Here is a 20,252-nt window from a genome sequence, read left to right on the forward strand (position 1 = left end):
GGCGCGGGTCAGTGGTTCATGAAGGACGTCACGGGCAGCGCCCGTCCGACGATGCGCACGTCGCCGAGGCGGCCGTGCAGGATCTGGTCGATCCGGCCGCCGTACTCGTAGCCGCCGAGCAGCCACGGAAGCCCCACGGAGGCGATGCCGACGGCCGCCGCCTTCGGGTTGCGCACGACCGGGCAGCCCTCGACGTACAGCGTGGTGTGCCGGCCGTCGTTGACGACCGCGAGGTGCCGCCAGGTCTCCAGCGGGGTCTCCTGACCCCAGTTGGTGGCGATGCCCTCCTGGTTCAGCGGGCGCATCGCCCACTGCGGTTCGCGGTCGTCGGACAGGGAGAGGGTGGCGAGCGGTTCGTCCGGGTCGTCGCCGGTCTTGCCCGCGGCGCCGCCCGTGCCGGTCCGGCCGACCAGTGCGGACCAGGCGTGGTGCGCGGGGTCCCAGTCGGCGGGCAGACGGTAGAACGCCTCGATGGTGTAACCGCTGCCGAACGTGGCCGAGTTGAGCGGGGCCTTGTCGACCGTGCGCAGGTACGCGCCCTTCAGCGGGGACTTGTAGCCCCGGAACTCCAGGCTGCCGTGTCCGGGCTGGTCGGGGTGGTGGTCGGACGACCAGCTCAGGGCCCCGCCGCCCACGGCGACGACCGTGAGGTCGTTGCCGCGTCCGGACAGGTCCCGTACGGTGCCGCCGACCGCCGTGCCGTCGCCGTGGCCGTCGAAGCGCCAGTAGGCGACCGTGTCGCGCACCAGGACCTTCGCCACGGGCCGCGGGGCACGCGCGGGGACCGGGTCGAAGCCGGCGAAGCGTGCGGCGAAGTCGACGCCGACCGTGAACCGGTCGGCGTCGCCGCTCAGTTCGATCTCCTGCCGCTCCAGCTCGTTGAGCCCCTGGGCGGCCCGGCCGAGGATCCACGGGGAGACCGTCTCCACGTCGATGACGTTGCGGTCGAGGTCGAAACGGTAGAGGCGGATCATCGCGGCGCCGCCGAAGTAGCGGTTCTGGTAGTTCGTCAGATGCAGATGGACGGCGTGCCCGGCCGCGTTCTTTCGCGTGGCCCGCCCCGCGGGCCAGTAGTGGCCGTTGAGGGTGAGGAAGATCTGGTCGTGGCCGGCGATCAGCCGGTCCCACAGCTGCTGTCCGTACGCCGAGAGGGAGTCGTCCTCGACGACCAGCTCGTGCGTGGTCAGGACGACGGGGGTCCTCGGGTGCCGGGCGAGGACGTCGGCGGCCCACGCGTACCCCTGGTCCGACAGCCGCCAGTCCAGCGCCAGCACCATCCATTCCCGCCCGGCCGCCCGGAACAGGTGAAAGGTGTTGTAGCCGTCGGGGGAGGCCCCGCCGAACGTGGGCTTCCCCCGGAAGCGCCGCGGGCCGAACACGTCCAGGTAGGGGGTCGTGCCCCGCTGGTCGGTCGTCGAGGACTTCACGTCGTGGTTGCCGGCCAGGACGCTGTAGCCGACCCCGCGCCGGTCGAGCAGCGCGAACGCCTCGCCGACGGCGCCGACTTCCTCCTTCGCCCCGTTCTGGGTGAGGTCGCCCAGGTGGGCCAGGAAGACGATGTTCTCGTCCCTGCCGTGCTCCAGCAGGTAGCGCAGGGACGCCTCCACGGGCGCCTTGTCGATGCTCGGCCCGTCGAAGAGGTACTGCGTGTCGGGCATGACGGCGAGCGTGAAGCGGCGGCTGTCGGGGTCGGGGCGCCACGAGGCGTGGGCCGGACCGGAGGCCGCCTCGGCGCCGGCCGGCAACGCGAGGCCGGCCGTGGCGGCGGCTCCGAGCAGGGCGGTGGCCCGCAGGAAACCGCGTCGTCCGGCGCCGGCCTGCGCGGCCTCGCCCTGATCGTGGGCATGCGAAGTACACACGTGTTGCTCCGTTGCGAAGTCCGTTGCCGGAGAAGGAGGTTCAGAGAACGCGCAGGGTCCAGCTCCAGCGGTGGACGCCCGGTGCGACGAGGTAGGAGGGGAAGGTGTCGGGGCCGCACGACGCGGTGCCGAGGCCGCGGTGCGCCGCGTCCAGGTGCACCACGCAGCCGGCGCGCGGGACGAGCTCGTCATGGTGGGCGGCGGCGGTCAGGTCCTCGGCGCGGAACCGTGTGACGGAGACCTGGCGCGGCTCGTCCAGGGTGACGGACAGCCCCGTGGCGTCCGGCGCCGAAAGCGTGAAGCGCCGCACGCCGTGCCGGCCGCCGCTCTCCTGCGGACGCAGGTAGGGGGTGAACAACTCGTCGACGGGGACGCGGTGGTGGCCCACCGGAGCGCCGCCGCTGCGGTCCGGATAGCACTCCCAGGGGCCCTGCCCGAACCACTCCAGCAGATCCAGTCCCGCGACCGTCTCGAAGGCCGTGCCGACGCGTGCGACGTCGTCGAACTCCTCGGGCAGCTCGGCCTGTTCGTCGACGCGCACCCCGCCCTCGACCGGGGTGAACACCTGCCGGTGGCGGACCACGCCCGTCGCGCCGGCGTACTCGGAGAGCACGGTCACCCCGTCGCCCTCCTGGCGGACGGAGAGCAGCTTGCGCACGAGGGCGTCCAGGCCCCATGTGCGCCAGCGCAGCGCCATGCCGCCCAGCTCGTCGTTGTCGGTGGGCGCCCGCCACAGCGACAGCGTGGGCGAGACGGTCAGCAGGGGATGGACGAGGAGGCCCTCGGCGTCGATCTCGACGCGGCCGGCGACCGCCGGGGCCTCGGCCGGCTCGGCCGCCCGCAGACGCACCTGCGGCGCGCACACCTGCGTCCCGCGCGGCGCCCACGGCAGGTCCTGCGCCGTCGTCACCCGCAGCGTCAGCCAGGCCTCGCCGCCGTCCGCCGGCAGCTCGAACGGCAGCGGCACCACGGCCGTCTCGCCCGGCCGCAGGTCGGGCAGGTCGGCGGCCGCGGTGAGCGTCCCGCCGTGGGCGAGCGACAGCTCCCACTCGCCCGCGAGCCATTCCAGGCCGCGGAAGTGCTGGTGGTTGGAGAGGACCAGCCCCTCGTGCCGGAAGCCCTGCAGGCGCAGCGGCGCGGCGAGTTCGCGGTGCTCGTACATCACCGGCTTCGCGGTGCGGTCCGGCAGGACCACGCCGTCCGCGATGAACGCGCCGTCGTGGTCCTTCTCGCCGAAGTCGCCGCCGTAGGCCCAGCGGTAGCCGGGCGCGGCGACACCGTTGTCATAGAGTCCGGCGCCCCCACGCCCGACCGGTCTTCCGTCGTTCACGGACTGAAGGATTCCGTGGTCCCAGAACTCCCAGATGAACCCGCCCTGAAGACCCGGGGTGGCCTCGATGGCGGCCCAGTGGTCGGCCAGCGTGCCGTTGCTGTTGCCCATCGCGTGCGAGTACTCGCACTGGATGAGCGGCTTGGTCTGCCGCCCGGACAGCGCGTGCGCCACGCAGTCCTCCAGGGGCGCGTACATCGGACAGGCGATGTCGGAGGCGACGCCCGGATCCGCCCAGCCGCGCTTGGCCGCGCCCTCGTACTGCAGCGGCCGGGTCGGATCGTGCCGGCGCACCCAGCCCGCGGCGGCGTCGTGGTTGGCGCCGTAGTCGGACTCGTTGCCCAGCGACCAGACGATGACCGACGGGTGGTTCTTGTCCCGCAGCACCATCCGCGAGACGCGGTCGACGAAGGCGTTCAGATAGCGCGGGTCGTCGGCGATCTCATGGGCGTGGTCGTGGGACTCGATGTCCGCCTCGTCGACCACGTAGAAACCGATCTCGTCGGCGAGGTCGTACAGAGCGGGGTCGTTGGGGTAGTGCGCGGTGCGGATCGCGTTGAAGCCGAAACGCTTCAGCAGCACCAGGTCGGCCCGCATGTCCTCGCGCGACACGGTCCGGCCGGTCAGCGGGTGGAAGTCGTGCCGGTTGACCCCCCGGATGAAGATCCGCTCACCGTTGAGCAACAGGTCCCGGCCGACGATCGTCACGTCGCGGAAGCCGATCCGGTGCCGGGAGGTGTCGGCGACGGAGCCGTCGGCGCGGTGCAGGCGCACCGTCAGCCCGTACAGCTCCGGCGTCTCCGCCGTCCAGGTGCGCACGTCGGGCACCCGCGCGTGCAGGCGCGCCTCGCCCAGGAAGGCGGAGACGCGTTCGTCCTCGGCGTTGGCCAGGTCGAACGCGGCGTCCTGCGCCGGCGCCGGTGCGTCCGGCTCGTCCAGCTCACCGGTGACGTACCACCCCTCGGGCAGCGCCCCGCGCGCGTCCCGCACCCGGCAGTCGACCCGCAGCTCGCCCTGCGCCGACGCCCGCACGCTCACGTCGGCCAGGTGCAGCGGGTCGGTCGCGTACAGCAGCACCGAGCGGGTGATCCCGCCGTGCCACCAGTGGTCCTGGTCCTCGATGTGCGAGGCGTCCGACCACTTGACGACCGTCAGCCGCACGACGGAGCGCCGTCCGGGGCGCACGGCGTCGGAGAGGTCGAACTCGGCCGCCAGGTGGGAGTCCTTGGAGACGCCGACGGGCCGCCCGTCGACGTGCACCAGCAGCACGCTCTCGGCGGCCCCCACCTGGAGCACGATCCGGCGTCCGGCCCAGTCGGCGGGGACGTCGACCTCCCGCTCGTACACGCCGGTGGGATCGGCGTCGGGCGACAGCGGCGGGAACTCCGGGAACGGCATGCGGATGTTGAGGTACTGCGGCAGGTCGGCAGTGCCCTGCATGGTCCAGACGCCGGGCACCGCGGCCGAGGACCAGGCACCGCCGACCGGCGCGTCCGGAGCGGGCAGCAACTGAAAACGCCAGTCGCCGTCCAGGGAGTGTGCTCCGGTGCGCCGGTCGACGGCGTTCATGGGCAGCCGGCCCCAGGAGGTCACCTCGGGGGCCTTCCAGGGGCTCAGCGCCAGCAGCGGGTCGCTCACTTGATCGCTCCCTTGGCGAGGTCGCCGATGATCTGGCGGGCGCCGATCGCGAACACGATCAGCAGCGGGACGAGGGCGAGCAGTGCGCCGGTCATGACCATTCCGTAGTCGGTGGTGCCGTGGGTGCCGTTGAGCTGGGACAGGGCGACCTGGAGGGTCACGTTGTCCGGGTTGGTGAGGGCGATGAGGGGCCAGGCGTAGTCGTTCCACTGGCCCATGAAGGTGAAAATGCCGAGGAAGGCCAGGCCCGGCCGGACGACGGGCAGCGCCACGTGCCAGTACTGGCGCAGGAAGTGCGCGCCGTCGATGCGGGAGGCGTCCAGCAGCTCGTCGTGGATCGCGCCCTTCATGTACTGGCGCATCCAGAAGATGCCGAACGCGTTGGCGGCCGCCGGCACGATCAGCGCCGTCATCGAGCCGATCCAGCCGAGCTTCGCCATGATGACGAACTGGGGGATCGCCTGCAGCTGCGCCGGGACCATGAAGATGAACATGAGCACCACGAACAGCAACCGCTTGCCCGGAAATTCGAACTTGGCGAAGACGAAGGCCGCCAGCGAGTCGAAGAACAGGACCAGGAAGGTCACCGAACCCGCCACCAGCAGCGAGTTGACCATCGAGCCGAAGAAGTCGACGGTGTCGAAGAGGCTGCGCACGTTCTCCAGGAAGTGCGTGCCCGGCAGCAGCTTGGGCGGGTAGGAGAAGATCTCCGACGTCGTGTGCGTCGACATGATGACGGCCCAGTAGAACGGGAAGGCCGAGAGCAGGACGCCGAGCAGGAGAACCGCGTGCAGCGCGATCCCTCTTCGGCGCGAACCCTCGATCCCCCGGCTACGCCGAATCCGTGTTCCTTGGATGGATGCCATGGTGTGCGGGCCTCCCTAGTCTTCGCCCCGGCGCTGCACCAGACGCCAGTTGATGATCGAGAAGAGGACGACGACGAGGAAGATGCCCCACGCCACGGCGGCGCCGTAGCCGAAGTCGTTGTTGTCGAAGGTCTGCTGGAAGAAGTAGAGGACCATCGTCCGGCCGGCATGGCCCGGACCGCCCGAGAACGTCGAGTCGTTCGAGGTGTTCTGCAGCAGCACCTGGGGTTCGGAGAAGCTCTGCAGTCCGGTGATCGTCGACACGACGAGCACGAACAGCAGCACCGGACGCATCATCGGCAACGTGATCCGGAAGAAGGTCTGCACCGGGCCCGCGCCGTCCATCCGGGCCGCCTCGTACAGCTCGCTCGGGACGGTCTGCAGCCCCGCCAGGAAGATGATCGCGTTGTAACCGGTCCACTGCCAGGTCATCAGGGCAGCGATGGCGATCTTGATTCCCCACGGCGTGTTCAGCCAGGCGATCTGGTCGAAGCCGATCGCCTGCAGGAAGGCGTTCACGAGACCGAAGTTGGTGGAGAAGACCGAGCCGAAGATGATCGCGACGGCCACGACCGACGTGACGTTCGGCAGGAAGTAGGCGAAGCGGTAGAAGTTCCTGAAGCGGACCGCCGAGTTGAGCATCACGGCCGTCACCATCGCCAGGACGATCATGGGGAAGGTGGCCAGCGCCCAGATGACGATCGTGGTCCCGATCGAGCTCCAGAACGCGGCGTCGCCGAGCAGGTACCGGTACTGCGACAGCCCCGCCCACTCCATCGGGCCGAGGCCGTCCCAGCGGTGGAAGGAGAGGTAGAGGGAGAACCCGACGGGGATCAGTCCGAAGCAGAGGAAGAGCAGATAGAAGGGGGAGATCGCGGCATACAGATGCCAGTGCTTGCGGAAACCCTTTCTGGGACGTGCGACGGGTGTTTCCGTCACGAGCGCCGTGGGCTTCTCCAGAGCGGGGAGCGTGGCCATCAGTAGCTCACCCCCAGGTGCTTCGCGATGCGCCGGCATGTGCTCATGGCGTCACTCCAGGCGTGCTTCGGGTCCTTGCCGAGGACGCCGACGTTCTTGATCTCGTCCTTGACGGGCTGCCCGAGCGCCACGTCGAAGGGGCTGTTGTAGGCGACCACGATCTTCTGCGCGGCGGGCCCGAAGACGTCCATGGTGACCTGGCCGCCGAAGAAGGGGTCGGGTTCACGGACCTGCTTGAGGCCGTACGAGGCCGGGGTGGAGGGGAAGAGCCCCGCGTCGACGAAGCCCTGCGCCTGGTTGTCCGCGTCGAGCATCCAGCTGATGATCCGGAAGGCCTGCTCGGGCTCCCGGCACTCCTTGGTGATCGACAGGAACGAGCCGCCGTTGTTGGCGGGCCGCACCGGCATGTCGGCCACCCGCCAGCGGCCCTTGGTCTTCGGCACGCCGTTCTTGATGTCGCTGGTGGCCCAGGAGGCGTTCAGCTGGCTCGGCAGCCTGCCGTCCTCGACGGCCGAGAGCTGGTCCGGGGTCCCGCTGACCAGGTTCGAGACGATCCCGCGCTGCTTGGCCTCGACGGCGAGCGCCCAGGCGTGGCGCACATGCTCCTGGTCGCCGATGAAGTGGCGGTCCTTGTCGACGTAGCGCTTGCCGCCCTGCTGCACCACGTTCTCGAAGACGCTGTTGATGTCCGTCAGCAGCGAGGCCCCCGGGATCCGCTGTCTGAGCTGCTCGCCCGCGGCGAAGAACTTCTCCCAGGTGTCGAGCTCCCTGGAGACGTCGGCGGGCTCGTAGGGCAGGCCGGCCTTCTGGAAGACGGGGTACTGGTAGAAGTGCGCGACGGGTCCGCAGTCGATCGGGAAGCCGACCATCGTCCCGTCGTCGGCGATGCCCTGGTCCCACTTCCACGGCAGGTAACCGCTCCTGTACCGGTCCGCGCCCAGGGTGCGAAGGTCCACGAACTGGTTGGCGTTGGGCAGATAGGACGCCATGTCCTCGCCCTTGAGTCCCGCGATGTCGGGCACATGGGCGCGGCCCGCCATGGTGGTGATCAGCTTGGAACGGTAGTAACCGCCGATCTTGATGGCCTGCAGGTCGACCGAGCCGTCGTACCGGGCCTTGGCGTTCTTGACGACGGTGTCGCCGAGGCCGCCGTCCCAGTACCACAGGACCATGTTCCGGCCGGTGGAGCCGGCCGGGACGGCACAGCCGGTCGCCAGGCCGCCGAGCGCCGTGGCGGCCGTGCCGGCCAGGCCCGCGCGCAGCAGGCCTCTTCGTGAGAGCCGCACAGCTCCCACCGCCTTTCGGGTCTGTTCGCGTCTTCGCAGACGGTGTGCACTTCGAGGGGCATGCAGGGGTGTCGTCGTGTCGGAGGAGGGGCGGTCAGGACCGCGGGGCGGGCGGGGTGACCGGGGCGTACCGCACGGGCGGCCCCACGTCGGCGGGAAGGCGGTCGGCCAGGAAGCCGTAGGCCCGCCTGAGCCCGGGGTCGCTCAGCGACCCCCACCAGCGCGCGACGCCGTACCAGCCGGGGGCCGCGAGAGCGCCGCCGTGGTGGCCGACCGAGAGCCCGGCGGCGAGGACGGCGAACCGCAGCCGTTCTGCCAGCGGCCACCCGCCGAGCGAGGCCGCGACGAAGCTCGCGCCGAACACGTCGCCGGCACCCGTCGCGTCCAGGACGTCCACGGGGAGCGCCGGGACCTCCGCGTACTCCCCGGTCGTCTGGTCGACGGCGATCGCGCCGTCGGCCCCCCGGGTGACCACGGCCACCGGCACCAGTTCCGCGAGGGTGCCCAGCGCGGCGATCGCGGTGTCGGTGCGGGTGTACGCCATCGCCTCGGTCTCGTTGGGGAGGAAGGCGTGGCACAGGGAGAGCTGTTCCAGCAGGCCGGCGGACCACTCCTGGGTGGGGTCCCAGCCGACGTCGGCGTAGATCCGCGTGCCGTTCGCGGCCGCCTTGGCGAGCCAGCCGGGCGGTTCGGCCTCCAGGTGCGCGAGGGCGGTGAGCGCCTCGGGCGGGTCGCCCATCAGCACGTCCTGGGAGTACGGGGGCGCCTGGCCGTGGGTGACGAGGGCCCGGTCGTCGGCCGGGGTCCCCCCGTTTTCCGAGCCGGGGTGGGGGAGGGCGAGGGCGACGGTGACCGGAGTGGGCCAGCCCGGCGCCGTGCGGGAGAGGGAGAGGTCCACGCCCTCCTGGCCGGCGAGGACCTCGTGGCAGTGGGCGCCGTAGAAGTCGTCGCCGAAGACCGTGGCCAGACTGGTGCGCAGGCCGAAGCGGGAGGCCGCCACCGCGAGGTTGGCGATGCCGCCGGGGCCGCAGCCCATGCCCGAGGTCCAGATCTCCTCGCCGGGCGTCGGCGGCCTGCCGAGCCCCGTGAGGACGAGGTCGTAGAAGAGCAGCCCGGTGAGCAGCACCTCGGGCCGGTCGTCGTCCACCGCGCATCCTCTCGTCGGAAAGAATCGACGGAGCCCGTCACGTCGGAGGAGCTCGTCAAAACTCTTCAATTCGTGACCGGAATCGTGCGCCCCTCGGCGAGTTTGGTCAATACCTCATCAGAAGTGAGCATGGATTTGATTGAAGATGACGAGTAGTGTTCATGGCGTGCTGGCAGAACGACGACATCAACTCATCCTGCGGGCCCTGCGCTCCGGTGGCCCCGCGGCCGTGACCGATCTCTCCGAGCAGCTGGGTGTGAGCCCCGCCACGGTCAGGCGTGACCTGCTCAAACTCGAGGAGGACGGCCTGCTCACCCGGGTGCACGGCGGAGCCGTCGCGGAGGAGGGCGACCAGCCCTTCGCCGAGGTCGCCGAGGTGCGCGTGGCCGAGAAGGACGCGATAGCCGCCCGGGCCGCGGCGATGGTCGCCGACGGCCAGTCGGTGCTCCTCGACATCGGCACCACCGCCTACCGTCTGGCCCGGCAGCTGCACGGCCGCCGGCTCACCGTGATCACCAGCAACCTGGTGGTCTACGAGGAGCTCGCCGACGACGAGGGCATCGAGCTGGTCCTGCTCGGCGGGATGGTCCGCCGCGAGTACCGCTCCCTGGTCGGCTTCCTCACCGAGGACAACCTGCGCCAGCTGCACGCCGACTGGCTCTTCCTCGGCACCAGCGGAGTCCGGCCGGGCGGTCAGGTGATGGACACGACCGTCGTCGAGGTGCCGGTGAAACGGGCCATGATCAAGGCCGGTGACAAGGTCGTCCTGCTCGCCGACTCGGCGAAGTTCCCCGGTACGGGAATGGCGAAGGTCTGCGGTCCCGAGGACCTGGACGTGGTGGTGACGGACACGCCGGTCGACCCGGCGACCCGGTCCTCCTTCGAGGAGGCGGGCGTCGAGGTGGTCGTGGCAGGAAAGGTGCAGGCGTGAAACTGACGATTCTCGGCGGCGGCGGATTCCGGGTGCCGCTCGTGTACGGGGCGCTCCTGGCGGACCGCGGCGAGGGCCGGGTCACCCGGGTCGTCCTGCACGACCTGGACGACAGCCGGCTGAACGCGGTCGCCCGCGTGCTGGACGAGCAGGCGGCCGCCGTCCCCGACGCGCCCGAGGTCACGGCGACCACCGATCTCGACGAGGCCCTGCGCGGCGCCGACTTCGTCTTCTCCGCGATCCGGGTCGGCGGCCTCGAAGGCCGTGCGAACGACGAGCGGGTGGCCCTCGCCGAGGGCGTCCTCGGCCAGGAGACGGTCGGCGCAGGCGGTATCGCCTACGGCCTGCGGACCGTGCCCGTCGCCGTCGACATCGCCCGGCGGGTGGCCCGGCTGGCCCCCGACGCCTGGGTCATCAACTTCACCAACCCGGCCGGTCTCGTCACCGAGGCCATGTCCCGCCACCTGGGCGACCGTGTCATCGGCATCTGCGACTCGCCGGTCGGCCTCGGCCGTCGCATCGCCCGCGTGCTCGGCGCGGACCCGAAGCAGGCGTGGATCGACTACGTCGGCCTCAACCACCTCGGCTGGGTGCGCGGCCTGCGGGTCGCCGGCCGCGACGAGCTGCCGAGGCTGCTCGCCGACCCCGACCTGCTCGGCTCCTTCGAGGAGGGCAAGCTCTTCGGCGTGGACTGGCTGCAGTCCCTCGGCGCGATCCCCAACGAGTACCTGCACTACTACTACTTCAACCGGGAGACCGTACGGGCCTACCAGCAGGTCGAGAAGACCCGCGGCGCCTTCCTGGCCGACCAGCAGGCCCGCTTCTACGAGGAGATGAAGCGCCCCGGCGCGGCGGCCCTGACCGCCTGGGACCGCACCCGCGCCGAACGCGAGGCCACCTACATGGCCGAGAACCGGGAGAGCGCCGGCGCGGGAGAGCGCGACGCCGACGACCTCTCCGGCGGCTACGAGAAGGTCGCCCTCGCCCTGATGCGGGCCGTCGCCCGCGACGAGCGCACGACGCTGATCCTCAACGTGCGCAACCAGGGCACCCTGTCGGTGCTCGACACGGACGCCGTCATCGAGGTGCCCTGCCTGGTGGACGCCAACGGCGCGCATCCGGTCTCCGTCTCCCCGCTGCCCGAGCACGCCACGGGGCTGGTCTGCGCGGTCAAGGGCGTCGAGCGCGAGGTGCTCGCCGCCGCCGAGTCCGGCTCGCGCACGACGGCCGTGAAGGCGTTCGCGCTGCATCCCCTCGTCGACTCGGTGAACGTGGCCCGCAGGCTGGTCGAGGGCTACGCCGCCGTCCATCCCGGGCTGGCGTACCTTAGGTAGACACCGGGAGGGAAAGCGCTTTCCCTCCCGGTCCGCCAGGCACCCGGCCCCGGTCCGCCAGGCACCCGGCCCCCGGGCCTCCCCGCACCTCGTGGTCCCTCACTGGAGATTCCCCATGCATGACGAACGCCGCCGCATCGAGGAGCGCGTCGAGCGCGTCCACCACCAGCGCGTCAAGCCCGCGATCTACGCGGCCACCGTCCCCTTCGAGGTGGAGGCCTGGCAGGCGCCGGGGGAGCCCGTGCCGTTCGCGGAGGCCGCGGCCGCCGCCTACGAACCCTTCGCGATGAACACCCCGTGGGGCCCGCCCTGGGGCACCACCTGGTTCCGGATGCGCGGACAGGTGCCCGCCGAGTGGGCCGGCCGGCGCGTCGAGGCCGTCATCGACCTCGGCTTCGTGGGCGACTGGCCCGGCAACCAGGCCGAGGCCCTCGTCCACCTCACCGACGGGACACCGCTCAAGGCGGTCAACCCGCTCAACCAGTACGTGCCGATCGGCAACCCGGCCAAGGGCGGGGAGAGCATCGACTACCTCGTCGAGGCCGCCTCCAACCCGGACATCCTGGCAGGCGACTTCGCGGCGCCGACCCTGCTGGGCGACGTCCTGACCGCGGGCGACCGTCCGCTCTACACGTTCCGCCGCGCCGACGTCGCCGTCCTCGACGAGGAGGTCTGGCACCTCGATCTCGACCTTCAGGTGCTGCGCGAGCTGATGGTCCACCTCGGCGAGCACGAGCCGCGCCGCCACGAGATCATGCACGCCCTGGACCGGGCCATGGACGCCCTCGACCTGGACGACGTCTCCGGCAGCGCCGCCGCCGTGCGCGAGGTGCTCGCCCCCGTCCTGGCCCGCCCCGCCCACGCCAGCGCCCACACCATCTCCGGCGTCGGCCACGCGCACATCGACTCCGCCTGGCTGTGGCCGATCCGCGAGACCAAGCGCAAGACCTCCCGCACCTTCTCCAACGTCACCGCGCTCGCCGAGGAGTACGACGACTTCATCTTCGCCTGCTCGCAGGCCCAGCAGTACGAGTGGGTGCGCGACAACTACCCGCAGGTGTGGGCGCGGATCCAGGAGTCGGTGAAGAAGGGGCAGTGGGCGCCGGTCGGCGGCATGTGGGTCGAGTCCGACGGCAACCTGCCCGGCGGCGAGGCCATCGCCCGCCAACTGGTGCACGGCAAGAGGTTCTTCATCGAGCACTTCGGCATCGAGACCAAGGGCGTCTGGCTGCCGGACTCCTTCGGCTACAACGCCGCCTACCCGCAGCTCGCCAAGCTCGCCGGCAACGAGTGGTTCCTCACCCAGAAGATCTCCTGGAACCAGACCAACAAGTTCCCCCACCACACGTTCTGGTGGGAGGGCATCGACGGCACCCGCATCTTCACGCACTTCCCGCCCATCGACACCTACAACGCCCGCTTCAGCGGCGAGGAGATGGACCGCGCGGTGCGCAACTACTCGGAGAAGGGCGGCGGCACCCGGTCGCTGGCCCCCTTCGGCTGGGGCGACGGCGGCGGCGGCCCCACCCGCGAGATCATGGAACGGGCGCGCCGGCTGGCCGACCTGGAAGGGTCGCCGAAGGTCGTCGTCGAGCACCCCGACGCGTTCTTCGCCAAGGCCCGCGCCGAGTACCCGGACGCGCCCGTCTGGGTCGGCGAGCTCTATCTGGAGCTGCACCGCGCCACCTACACCACCCAGGCCCGCACCAAGCAGGGCAACCGGCGCAGTGAACACAAGCTGCGCGAGGCCGAGTTGTGGGCGACGACGGCCGCGCTGCACGCGCCGGACTACGCCTACCCGTACGAGAAGCTGGACCGGCTGTGGAAGACGGTGCTGCTGCACCAGTTCCACGACATCCTGCCCGGCTCCTCCATCGCCTGGGTGCACCGCGAGGCCGAGGCCGAATACGCCCGGGTCGCCGAGGAACTGGAGACGCTGACGGCGCAGGCGCTCGCCGCGCTGGGCGCGGGCGGGCCGGGCGAGCGGCGGCCGGACGCGTCGCTGCGGGTGTTCAACACCAGCCCGTACGCCCGTGCCGAGGTGGTCCGCACGCCGCAGGGCCGCCCGGTGTACGTCGAGACGCCCGCGAACGGCAGCGCGCCGCTGACCGGAGCGCAGCCGCCGCAGCCGGTGACGGTCACCGGCCGGGTGCTCGACAACGGGCTGGTCCGGGTGCAGGTCGCCGACGACGGCACCCTGTCCTCCGTGTACGACCTGCGCGCGGACCGCGAGGTCCTCGCCGACGCGGGCAACCTGCTGCGCCTGCACACCGACCTCCCGAACTACTGGGACGCCTGGGACATCGACAAGCACTACCAGAACCGCTACACCGACCTGCTGGAGCCGGACGCGGTGACGGTCGTCGAGGAGGACCCGCTGGTCGGGGCGATCCGGGTCACGCGCTCCTTCGGCAAGGGCTCGACGCTCACCCAGACCATCACCCTGCGGGCGGGCAGCCCGCGCGTCGACTTCGAGACCGACATCGACTGGCACGAGGCGGAGAAGATCCTCAAGGCGGCCTTCCCGGTGGACATCCGGGCGCCGCACTCCTCCGCCGAGATCCAGTTCGGGCACGTCCAGCGCCCCACCCACACCAACACCAGCTGGGAGGCGGCCCGGTTCGAGGTCTCCGGCCACCGCTGGGTGCACATCGGCGAGCCCGGCTACGGCGTCGCCGTCGTCAACGACTCCACCTACGGACACGACGTCTCCCGCACCGTCCGCGAGGACGGCGGCACCACCACCACCGTCCGCCTCAGCCTCGTCCGGGCCCCGCGCATCCCGGACCCCGAGGCCGACCAGGGCCGGCACCGCTTCGCCTACGCGCTGCTGCCCGGCGCGAGCATCGAGGACGCGGTCGCCGAGGGCTACGCCCTCAACCTCCCGCTGCGCGTGGCGGACGCGGCCGACGCACCCGGACCGGTCGTCTCCGTGGAGGGCGACGGCATCACCGTGGAGGCGGTCAAGCTCGCCGACGACACGTCCGGCGACGTCGTCGTACGGCTCTACGAGTCCAGCGGCGGCCGGGCCACGGGCGTCCTGCGCACGGGCTTCCCGCTCGCGGGGGCTCAGATCACCGATCTGCTGGAGCGGCCGCTGGAGCCGGCCACCGTCGCACAGGACGGCGCCGTCGCCGTCCGCCTGCGTCCCTTCCAGATCCTGACGCTCCGTCTGGAACGCGCCGTGGCCGGCCGCTGACGCGGCGCGCGGCGGGGCGGGCGCGACTCGACGTCCCGCCCGCCCCGGATCCGCCCGGCCTTCGCGGCGGCGGGCGGCACGCGCTCGGGCCGGCCGGCCGCCCCCCGTGACAGCGGCCGACCGACCCGATCCCCCGTTCCCCCGGGAACCCCCCGTCGATTCCCGTTCTTCCCCCGTGGATCCCCGTGCTTCCCCCGAGACCCCGGTGTTCCCCCGGCTCCCCCCGCGGGGTCCTGCACTCTTAGGAGCGGGCGCCCCGGCCCCTGATACACCTTTCGCGGAAAAAAATCCCCCGGACCGCGGTCCGGGGGATTCTGGCGGTGCCCGACGGCGTCCGGGGGGGTCAGCCGGTGAAGCCCGCCGTGATGGAGGTGAACTGCCAGGTGCTCTGGCTGATGCCGGAGCAGTTGCTCACCACGCCGCCGCCGGGGCAGGGCCGGTCGCGGTTGACGGCCCAGTAGGCGAGCCGGGCGATGTGGTGGGAGTTGGCCCAGTCGCGGATGGACGTCCAGATCGCCGGGGTGGTGTTCTCCTGCTGGTCGGAGAGGCCGTTCATGCCGGAGATGCCGATGTGGGCGTAGGCGGTGGCGTCGTCCCAGCCGAAGGTGGACTTCAGCTTGTTCTTCAGCCCCTCCGTGGCGTTCACGGTGTTGCCGTACATGTCGGAGCCGCCGCCGAAGTCGAACGGCATGATGGTGAAGACGTCGACGTCGGCGCCGAGCGACTTGGCCTGCTCGATCAGCCGGTTGCCGTAGTAGGTCGGCCCGGTCGTCGACGTCCCGAAGGTGACGATGGTCCTCAGGCCGGGGTTGTTCGCCTTGACGGTCTTCAGCGCGGTGAGGATCCGCGCCTGCACGGCCTCGTTCTCGAACTCGTCCGAGTTCTCGATGTCCATGTCGACCGCCTTGAGCCCGTAGGCGTCGATCACTTTCTGCAGGGCGCCCGCGAGCGCGCTCGCCGAGGAGCAGTTGGCGCCGAGCTTGCTGCCCTGCCAGCCGCCGAAGGAGGGCACGACGTCCCCGCCCGCCGAGCGGACCTGGTTGACGACGCTCTGGTCGACCCCGCCGGTCAGCGGCCGGTTGCCGTCCCACATCGGGTTGCAGCCGCCGCCGTCGAGCACGAACGCCATCGTGAACCACTTGACGCCGGTCGCGTTCATCACCGTGGTCACGTTCGGGGGATCGCCCCAGCCCTCGAAGAGATAGGGAGCGGCCTGCTTGAACCCGGTCCCGCCTCCGCCGCCCGCGCTGGTCGTGACGCTCACGGCGTTCGAGGCCCCGGAGGTGTTCCCGGCGGCGTCGCGCGCCCTCACGGTGAAGGAGTAGGCCGTGCTCGCGGACAGCCCGCCGACCGTGGCGGAGGTCCCGGAGACCGTGAGCACCCTCGTCGACCCGCTGTAGACGTCGTAGGCCGTCACGCCGACGTCGTCGGTCGAGGCGTTCCAGGACAGCGACACGCTGGAGGACGTCTTGCCGGTCGAGGTCAGCCCGCCGGGCGCGGTCGGCGCCTGCGTGTCGGAGCCGCCCCCGCCGCCCGGTCCGTCCAGGCTGATGTCGTCGGCCTGGTAGGCGCCCTGGGCGTACCAGCCGTGGACGTAGATCGTGGCGCTGGTCTGCGAGGCCCCGGTGGTGAACGAGACCGAGAGCCGGCTGTACGCCGACGGCGACGTCGTCCAGGTGGAGGCCCCGCCGTCGACGCCGAGGTAGACGTAGGAACCGCGTACCCAGCCGGTCAGCGCGTACGTGGTGTTCGGCTGGACGGAGACGGTCTGGCTGCACTGGGCGATGTCACTCGAACTCACCGCCCCGGTGAGGGCCTTGGAGCCGCTGTGGACGGGCGAGGAGACGACGGAGCCGAGGTTGCCGGTGCAGGACCAGGGCGCGACGGCGCCCGACTCGAACCCGGGGTTGGTGAGGACGTTGGCCGCCTGAGCCGTGCCCGGCAGGGCCACGGCTCCGGCCAGGGCGAGGCCGGCGGTTCCGGCCAGGGCGAGGAAACGACGCCATGGGCGTCCGAGGGGTGGGGTGCGCACGCGATCTCCCTGGAGGAATGGGGGTGTTCGGGAGTGCAGGGGGAGTGCAGAGCTGTGCAGGGGGTGCGCAACAAAGTTGGTATGGACCAATCCGCCTGTCAAGCAGAGCGACGGAATTGGTCCATACCGGTGAGGTGATTTTCTGTTGTCCACGGGTCGTGGGCCGCGGGCCGTGAGTCGGGCGCTGCGGCCGCGGCCGGGCTACAGCGGCAGCGCCTCCGCCGCGTCGGCGGGCGTCACCGCGACAGACTCGGCCGACGCGACCGACTCGGCGGAGCCGGCGGGCGCCGGCATGGCCGGCAGCAACGGCTCCGGCTCCTCCGGCCGCTGGTGCGGCAGCGCGACCGCGCGCAGCGGCCGGGGGCCGGAGACGACCGTGTAGTCCTGCCCCAGGAACGGCGGCACGATCTCGCCCGGGTCCTCGCCGAGCGCCAACTGCACCGCCGCCCAGGGGGCGTTGACGCCGCACAGTGCCAGCTGGTGCAGGCCGCCGGCCGGACGGGTGTTGACGTCCATCAGGACCGGCCGGTCGCCGAACATCCGGAACTGGATGTTGGACAGGTAGTGCAGCCCGAAGCCCTCGGCGATGAGACGCGCGGGCTCCAGCCACTGCTCGTGCAGGGTGAAGCCGCGGCGGCGGCCGTTCTTGGTCCGGCCGATGGCCATGCGCAGGACGTTGTCGGGGCCGGTGAGGCAGTCCACCGACACCTCCGGCTGCTCGAGGCGCGGCATGACCAGCCAGTCGACCTGGTCCTCGCCCTGCTCCTCGGCCTGCCGCAACGCCTCGACCACCATGTCGAGTTGCACGTACGGGCTGGGGAAGCCGGTGAGGTGCGTGAGCGAGAAGGGCTTGCGGGTGATCACCCGGAAGCCCACCCCGCCGGCGCCGGACGCCGGCTTGAAGCAGGCCCGGTGCCCCGCCTCCTCCAACTCCTCGACGGCGGCGACGAGTTCGCCCGCCGAGCGGACCCGGTACCACGGCGGCACCGGCACCCCGATCGCCTGCACGGCCTCGTACGCGATCACCTTGTCGTGGAAGACGGCGACCGCCTCCGGCGGCGGCGCCAGCAGCGCCGTGCCGACCGCCTCGAAGTCGGCGCGGTGCGCCACGACGGCCGCCTGGTGCAGCCGCGGCACGAACACGTCGATGCCGCGGCGTCGGCACTGGGCGAGCGCGTACTCGACGTAAGCGGCCGGTGACAGGCCTTCCGGCTCCAGCTCGGCGGTGTCGGCGGCGGCCAGTACGGGGGAGTCGGCGTCACCGTGCGTGGCGTGGATCTCGACGGCCCGGTCGCTGGGATTTCGTCGCAGCTGATCCGTGAAGAACACGTTCTCCGCGTACGTGCGGTTGAGCCAGACGCGTACGCGAGAGACCATGCGAGGCCGCCTTTCACGGTGTGCGGGCAGGGCGAAGCAGGCCCGGCCCGGGCAGGGGGAATGGTGGGTCACCAAACCGCCCTGCGTGAAGGGACGTCCATGGCGGTGGTGTTGGGGCGATCATACGGGTTCCCGGGGGTGCCGCGTGCAACACGCGTGTTACGGATTTTCCGATCTTGTTCCCGTACGGGGCCCGGTCCGGTAGGGGAGCGCTGCGTCGCAGGTGGGGGCGGTGCTCAGTCGCAGGTGGCCGGATTCGGCCTTGTTCCGCGAGCTCGGATGTGTTCTCGTGGAAGGGACGTGTGTGTGTTCGCGGGAACGCGGAGCGTGGTCTAGTGAGCGGGAGCTTCGGGTGACGATGACGGCCGGTGGCACCGGACGACTGCTGGCCATCAGTGATCTGCACATCGGCTATCCGGAGAACCGGGCCCTGGTCGAGGCGATGGCCCCGGAGACGGACGAGGACTGGCTGCTGGTCGCGGGCGACGTGTCGGAGAACGTGGCCGACATCCGCTGGGTCCTGAAAACCCTCGCGAGCCGCTTCCGCAAGGTCGTGTGGGCGCCCGGGAACCACGAGCTGTGGTCCCATCCCGGCGACCCGGTCCCGCTGCGCGGGGTCGCCCGCTACGAGCACCTCGTCGAGGTCTGCCGCGACCTGGGCGTGACGACGCCCGAGGACCCCTACCCGGTCTGGGAGGGCCCCGGCGGCCCGGTGGTCGTCGCGCCGCTGTTCCTGCTGTACGACTACTCGTTCCTCCCGGCCGGCTGCACGACCAAGGCGGAGGGGCTGGCCTACGCGGAGAGCACCGGGATCGTCTGCAACGACGAGTACCTGCTGCACCCCGACCCGTATCCGTCCCGCGAGGCCTGGTGCCGGGCCCGGGTCGCCGAGACCGAACGCCGGCTCGCCGAGATCCCGGACGACCTGCCCGTCGTCCCCGTCAACCACTATCCGCTGCACCGGCACCCCATGGACGTGCTGTGGCACCCCGAGTTCGCCATGTGGTGCGGCACCACGCTGACCGCGGACTGGCACCGCCGCTTCCGCGTCGCCGCCATGGTCTACGGCCACCTGCACATCCCACGGACCACCTGGCAGGACGGCGTCCGCTTCGAGGAGGTGTCGGTGGGCTACCCCCGCGAATGGCGCAGACGTTCCCAGCCGCCGGGCCGGCTGCGACGCATCCTGCCCACGGACCCCGGGAAGTCCGGGGAGCACGGCGAGAAGACGGAGACCCGGTGATCGAGGACCTGCTGCCCGGGACGGTGGTGGCGGTGGAGGCCTTCGGCGAGGAGGGCGTGCGCGAGTTCGGGGACGCGCCGCTGTACCCGCAGGAGGAGGCGCTGCTGACGCGGGCGGTGGACAAACGCCGCCGCGAGTTCACCGTCGTACGCGCCTGCGCCCGGCGGGCCATGGAGAAGCTCGGCGTGCCCCCGCAGCCCGTGCTGCCCGGTGAGCGCGGCGCGCCGCAGTGGCCCGACGGCCTGACGGGCAGCATGACCCACTGCGAGGGCTACTGCGCCGCCGCGCTGGTCCGGGCCGACGACCTGGCCTCCCTCGGCATCGACGCCGAACCGCACGCCCCCCTTCCCGAAGGCGTGCTGGCCGCCGTCGCGCTGCCCGCCGAGGCGGCCCGGCACGAACGCCTGGCCGCGGAGCGTCCCGAGGTGCACTGGGACCGGCTGCTGTTCAGCGCCAAGGAATCCGTCTACAAGGCGTGGTTCCCCCTCACCCGTAAGTGGCTGGACTTCAGCGAGGCCGACATCGACCTCACGGCCGCGGCCACCGGCCCCGACGCGGGCTCGCACGGGACCTTCCGGGCCCGGCTGCTCGTGCCCGGGCCGTTGGTGGGAGGCCGGCGGCTCGGGCACTTCGAGGGCCGCTGGACCGTCCGCCGGGGCCTGGTGGCGACGGCCGTGACGGTCCGGCACGACTGAGGCCGCCGGCCCGGCGGTCACCGGCCGGGGCACCAGCTGTGCAGCAGCCGGAAGAACTCCTCCTCGTTGCCCGTGAGCCCGGCGTCGGCCAGCGCGCGCTCCGCCTCGGCCAGCACCCCCGGCGGGACCACGGGAGGCAGCCGGTCGTGGGACCGGCCGGAGCAGCGGGCGCCCTCACCGCCTCCCTCGTCGCCGAAGGCGGCTCTCACCGTGTGCAGCAGCCTCAGGTAGGCCTGCACGGCGGTGCGCTCGCGGTCGGTCAGTACGGCTGTGGGCATCGGTCGGCTCTCCCCGTGTCGGCGTCGTCTCCCACGCGCCCCGACGGCGCGTACGCCTC

Annotated in this window: 14 protein-coding genes; 5 read left to right on the forward strand and 9 right to left on the reverse strand. The window is 71.6% G+C overall.

Going from position 1 to position 20,252, the window contains the following annotated elements; all coding sequences use genetic code 11:
• Nucleotides 1–8: 8 nt before the first annotated feature.
• The 6 genes from Sri02f_RS28355 to Sri02f_RS28380 all read right to left on the reverse strand — a co-directional run bounded on the left by Sri02f_RS28355 (nt 9) and on the right by Sri02f_RS28380 (nt 9,104).
• The gene (locus Sri02f_RS28355) at nt 9–1,859 is read right to left on the reverse strand and encodes a LamG-like jellyroll fold domain-containing protein (RefSeq protein ID WP_109004165.1); all 1,851 of its coding nucleotides are present in this window, start codon (nt 1,857–1,859) and stop codon (nt 9–11) included.
• Nucleotides 1,860–1,899: 40 nt separating this feature from the next.
• Nucleotides 1,900–4,827 carry a glycoside hydrolase family 2 TIM barrel-domain containing protein gene (locus tag Sri02f_RS28360; protein WP_109004166.1) on the reverse strand — a complete coding sequence of 976 codons (2,928 nt, stop codon included), beginning with the start codon at nt 4,825–4,827 and terminating at the stop codon, nt 1,900–1,902.
• The gene (locus tag Sri02f_RS28365) at nt 4,824–5,693 is read right to left on the reverse strand and encodes a carbohydrate ABC transporter permease (protein ID WP_109004167.1); all 870 of its coding nucleotides are present in this window, start codon (nt 5,691–5,693) and stop codon (nt 4,824–4,826) included. The genes Sri02f_RS28360 and Sri02f_RS28365 overlap by 4 nt, the downstream gene beginning before the upstream one ends.
• Nucleotides 5,694–5,708: 15 nt before the next feature.
• Nucleotides 5,709–6,671 (reverse strand): carbohydrate ABC transporter permease, encoded by a 963-nt coding sequence (locus Sri02f_RS28370; RefSeq protein WP_109004168.1) that lies wholly within the window; start codon nt 6,669–6,671, stop codon nt 5,709–5,711.
• A complete protein-coding gene (locus Sri02f_RS28375) occupies nt 6,671–7,957 on the reverse strand; it encodes an ABC transporter substrate-binding protein (protein ID WP_109004169.1) in 1,287 nt (428 codons plus the stop codon). Before Sri02f_RS28375 ends, Sri02f_RS28370 begins: the two co-directional genes overlap by 1 nt.
• A 94-nt stretch (nt 7,958–8,051) precedes the next feature.
• Nucleotides 8,052–9,104 (reverse strand): carbohydrate kinase family protein, encoded by a 1,053-nt coding sequence (locus Sri02f_RS28380; protein WP_109004170.1) that lies wholly within the window; start codon nt 9,102–9,104, stop codon nt 8,052–8,054.
• Between the two features lie 166 nt (nt 9,105–9,270).
• On the opposite strand from Sri02f_RS28380, the gene Sri02f_RS28385 reads away from it, so the two are divergent.
• The 3 genes from Sri02f_RS28385 to Sri02f_RS28395 all read left to right on the forward strand — a co-directional run bounded on the left by Sri02f_RS28385 (nt 9,271) and on the right by Sri02f_RS28395 (nt 14,568).
• Nucleotides 9,271–10,035 carry a DeoR/GlpR family DNA-binding transcription regulator gene (locus tag Sri02f_RS28385; RefSeq protein WP_109004171.1) on the forward strand — a complete coding sequence of 255 codons (765 nt, stop codon included), beginning with the start codon at nt 9,271–9,273 and terminating at the stop codon, nt 10,033–10,035.
• A complete protein-coding gene (locus Sri02f_RS28390) occupies nt 10,032–11,369 on the forward strand; it encodes a 6-phospho-beta-glucosidase (RefSeq protein WP_109004172.1) in 1,338 nt (445 codons plus the stop codon). The genes Sri02f_RS28385 and Sri02f_RS28390 overlap by 4 nt, the downstream gene beginning before the upstream one ends.
• A gap of 115 nt (nt 11,370–11,484) precedes the next feature.
• Nucleotides 11,485–14,568, forward strand: a complete 3,084-nt coding sequence (locus Sri02f_RS28395) for an alpha-mannosidase (protein WP_109004173.1) — start codon at nt 11,485–11,487, stop codon at nt 14,566–14,568.
• 343 nt (nt 14,569–14,911) lie between these two features.
• Here the strand turns inward: Sri02f_RS28395 and Sri02f_RS28400 are convergent, their stop codons facing one another.
• Nucleotides 14,912–16,600 (reverse strand): carbohydrate binding domain-containing protein, encoded by a 1,689-nt coding sequence (locus Sri02f_RS28400; protein WP_109004174.1) that lies wholly within the window; start codon nt 16,598–16,600, stop codon nt 14,912–14,914.
• A gap of 201 nt (nt 16,601–16,801) precedes the next feature.
• The gene (locus Sri02f_RS28405) at nt 16,802–17,977 is read right to left on the reverse strand and encodes an ATP-grasp domain-containing protein (RefSeq protein ID WP_109004175.1); all 1,176 of its coding nucleotides are present in this window, start codon (nt 17,975–17,977) and stop codon (nt 16,802–16,804) included.
• A gap of 352 nt (nt 17,978–18,329) precedes the next feature.
• On the opposite strand from Sri02f_RS28405, the gene Sri02f_RS28410 reads away from it, so the two are divergent.
• The gene (locus Sri02f_RS28410; protein WP_109004176.1) at nt 18,330–19,220 is read left to right on the forward strand and encodes a metallophosphoesterase family protein; all 891 of its coding nucleotides are present in this window, start codon (nt 18,330–18,332) and stop codon (nt 19,218–19,220) included.
• Nucleotides 19,217–19,915, forward strand: a complete 699-nt coding sequence (locus Sri02f_RS28415) for a 4'-phosphopantetheinyl transferase family protein (RefSeq protein WP_109004177.1) — start codon at nt 19,217–19,219, stop codon at nt 19,913–19,915. The genes Sri02f_RS28410 and Sri02f_RS28415 overlap by 4 nt, the downstream gene beginning before the upstream one ends.
• A 17-nt stretch (nt 19,916–19,932) precedes the next feature.
• Here Sri02f_RS28415 and Sri02f_RS28420 read toward each other — a convergent pair whose 3' ends face one another.
• The gene (locus Sri02f_RS28420) at nt 19,933–20,193 is read right to left on the reverse strand and encodes a hypothetical protein (RefSeq protein WP_109004178.1); all 261 of its coding nucleotides are present in this window, start codon (nt 20,191–20,193) and stop codon (nt 19,933–19,935) included.
• Nucleotides 20,194–20,252 lie beyond the last annotated feature (59 nt).

Origin of the sequence: Streptomyces rishiriensis (assembly GCF_003112535.1) — a bacterium.
Classification (GTDB): domain Bacteria; phylum Actinomycetota; class Actinomycetes; order Streptomycetales; family Streptomycetaceae; genus Streptomyces; species Streptomyces rishiriensis.

Bases quoted from the DNA above. Each gene is read 5' to 3' on its own strand.
- Sri02f_RS28365 (WP_109004167.1), bottom strand. From the start codon at position 5,693: ATGGCATCCATCCAAGGAACACGGATTCGGCGTAGCCGGGGGATCGAG.
- Sri02f_RS28370 (WP_109004168.1), bottom strand. From the start codon at position 6,671: ATGGCCACGCTCCCCGCTCTGGAGAAGCCCACGGCGCTCGTGACGGAA.
- Sri02f_RS28395 (WP_109004173.1), top strand. From the start codon at position 11,485: ATGCATGACGAACGCCGCCGCATCGAGGAGCGCGTCGAGCGCGTCCAC.
- Sri02f_RS28405 (WP_109004175.1), bottom strand. From the start codon at position 17,977: ATGGTCTCTCGCGTACGCGTCTGGCTCAACCGCACGTACGCGGAGAAC.
- Sri02f_RS28420 (WP_109004178.1), bottom strand. From the start codon at position 20,193: ATGCCCACAGCCGTACTGACCGACCGCGAGCGCACCGCCGTGCAGGCC.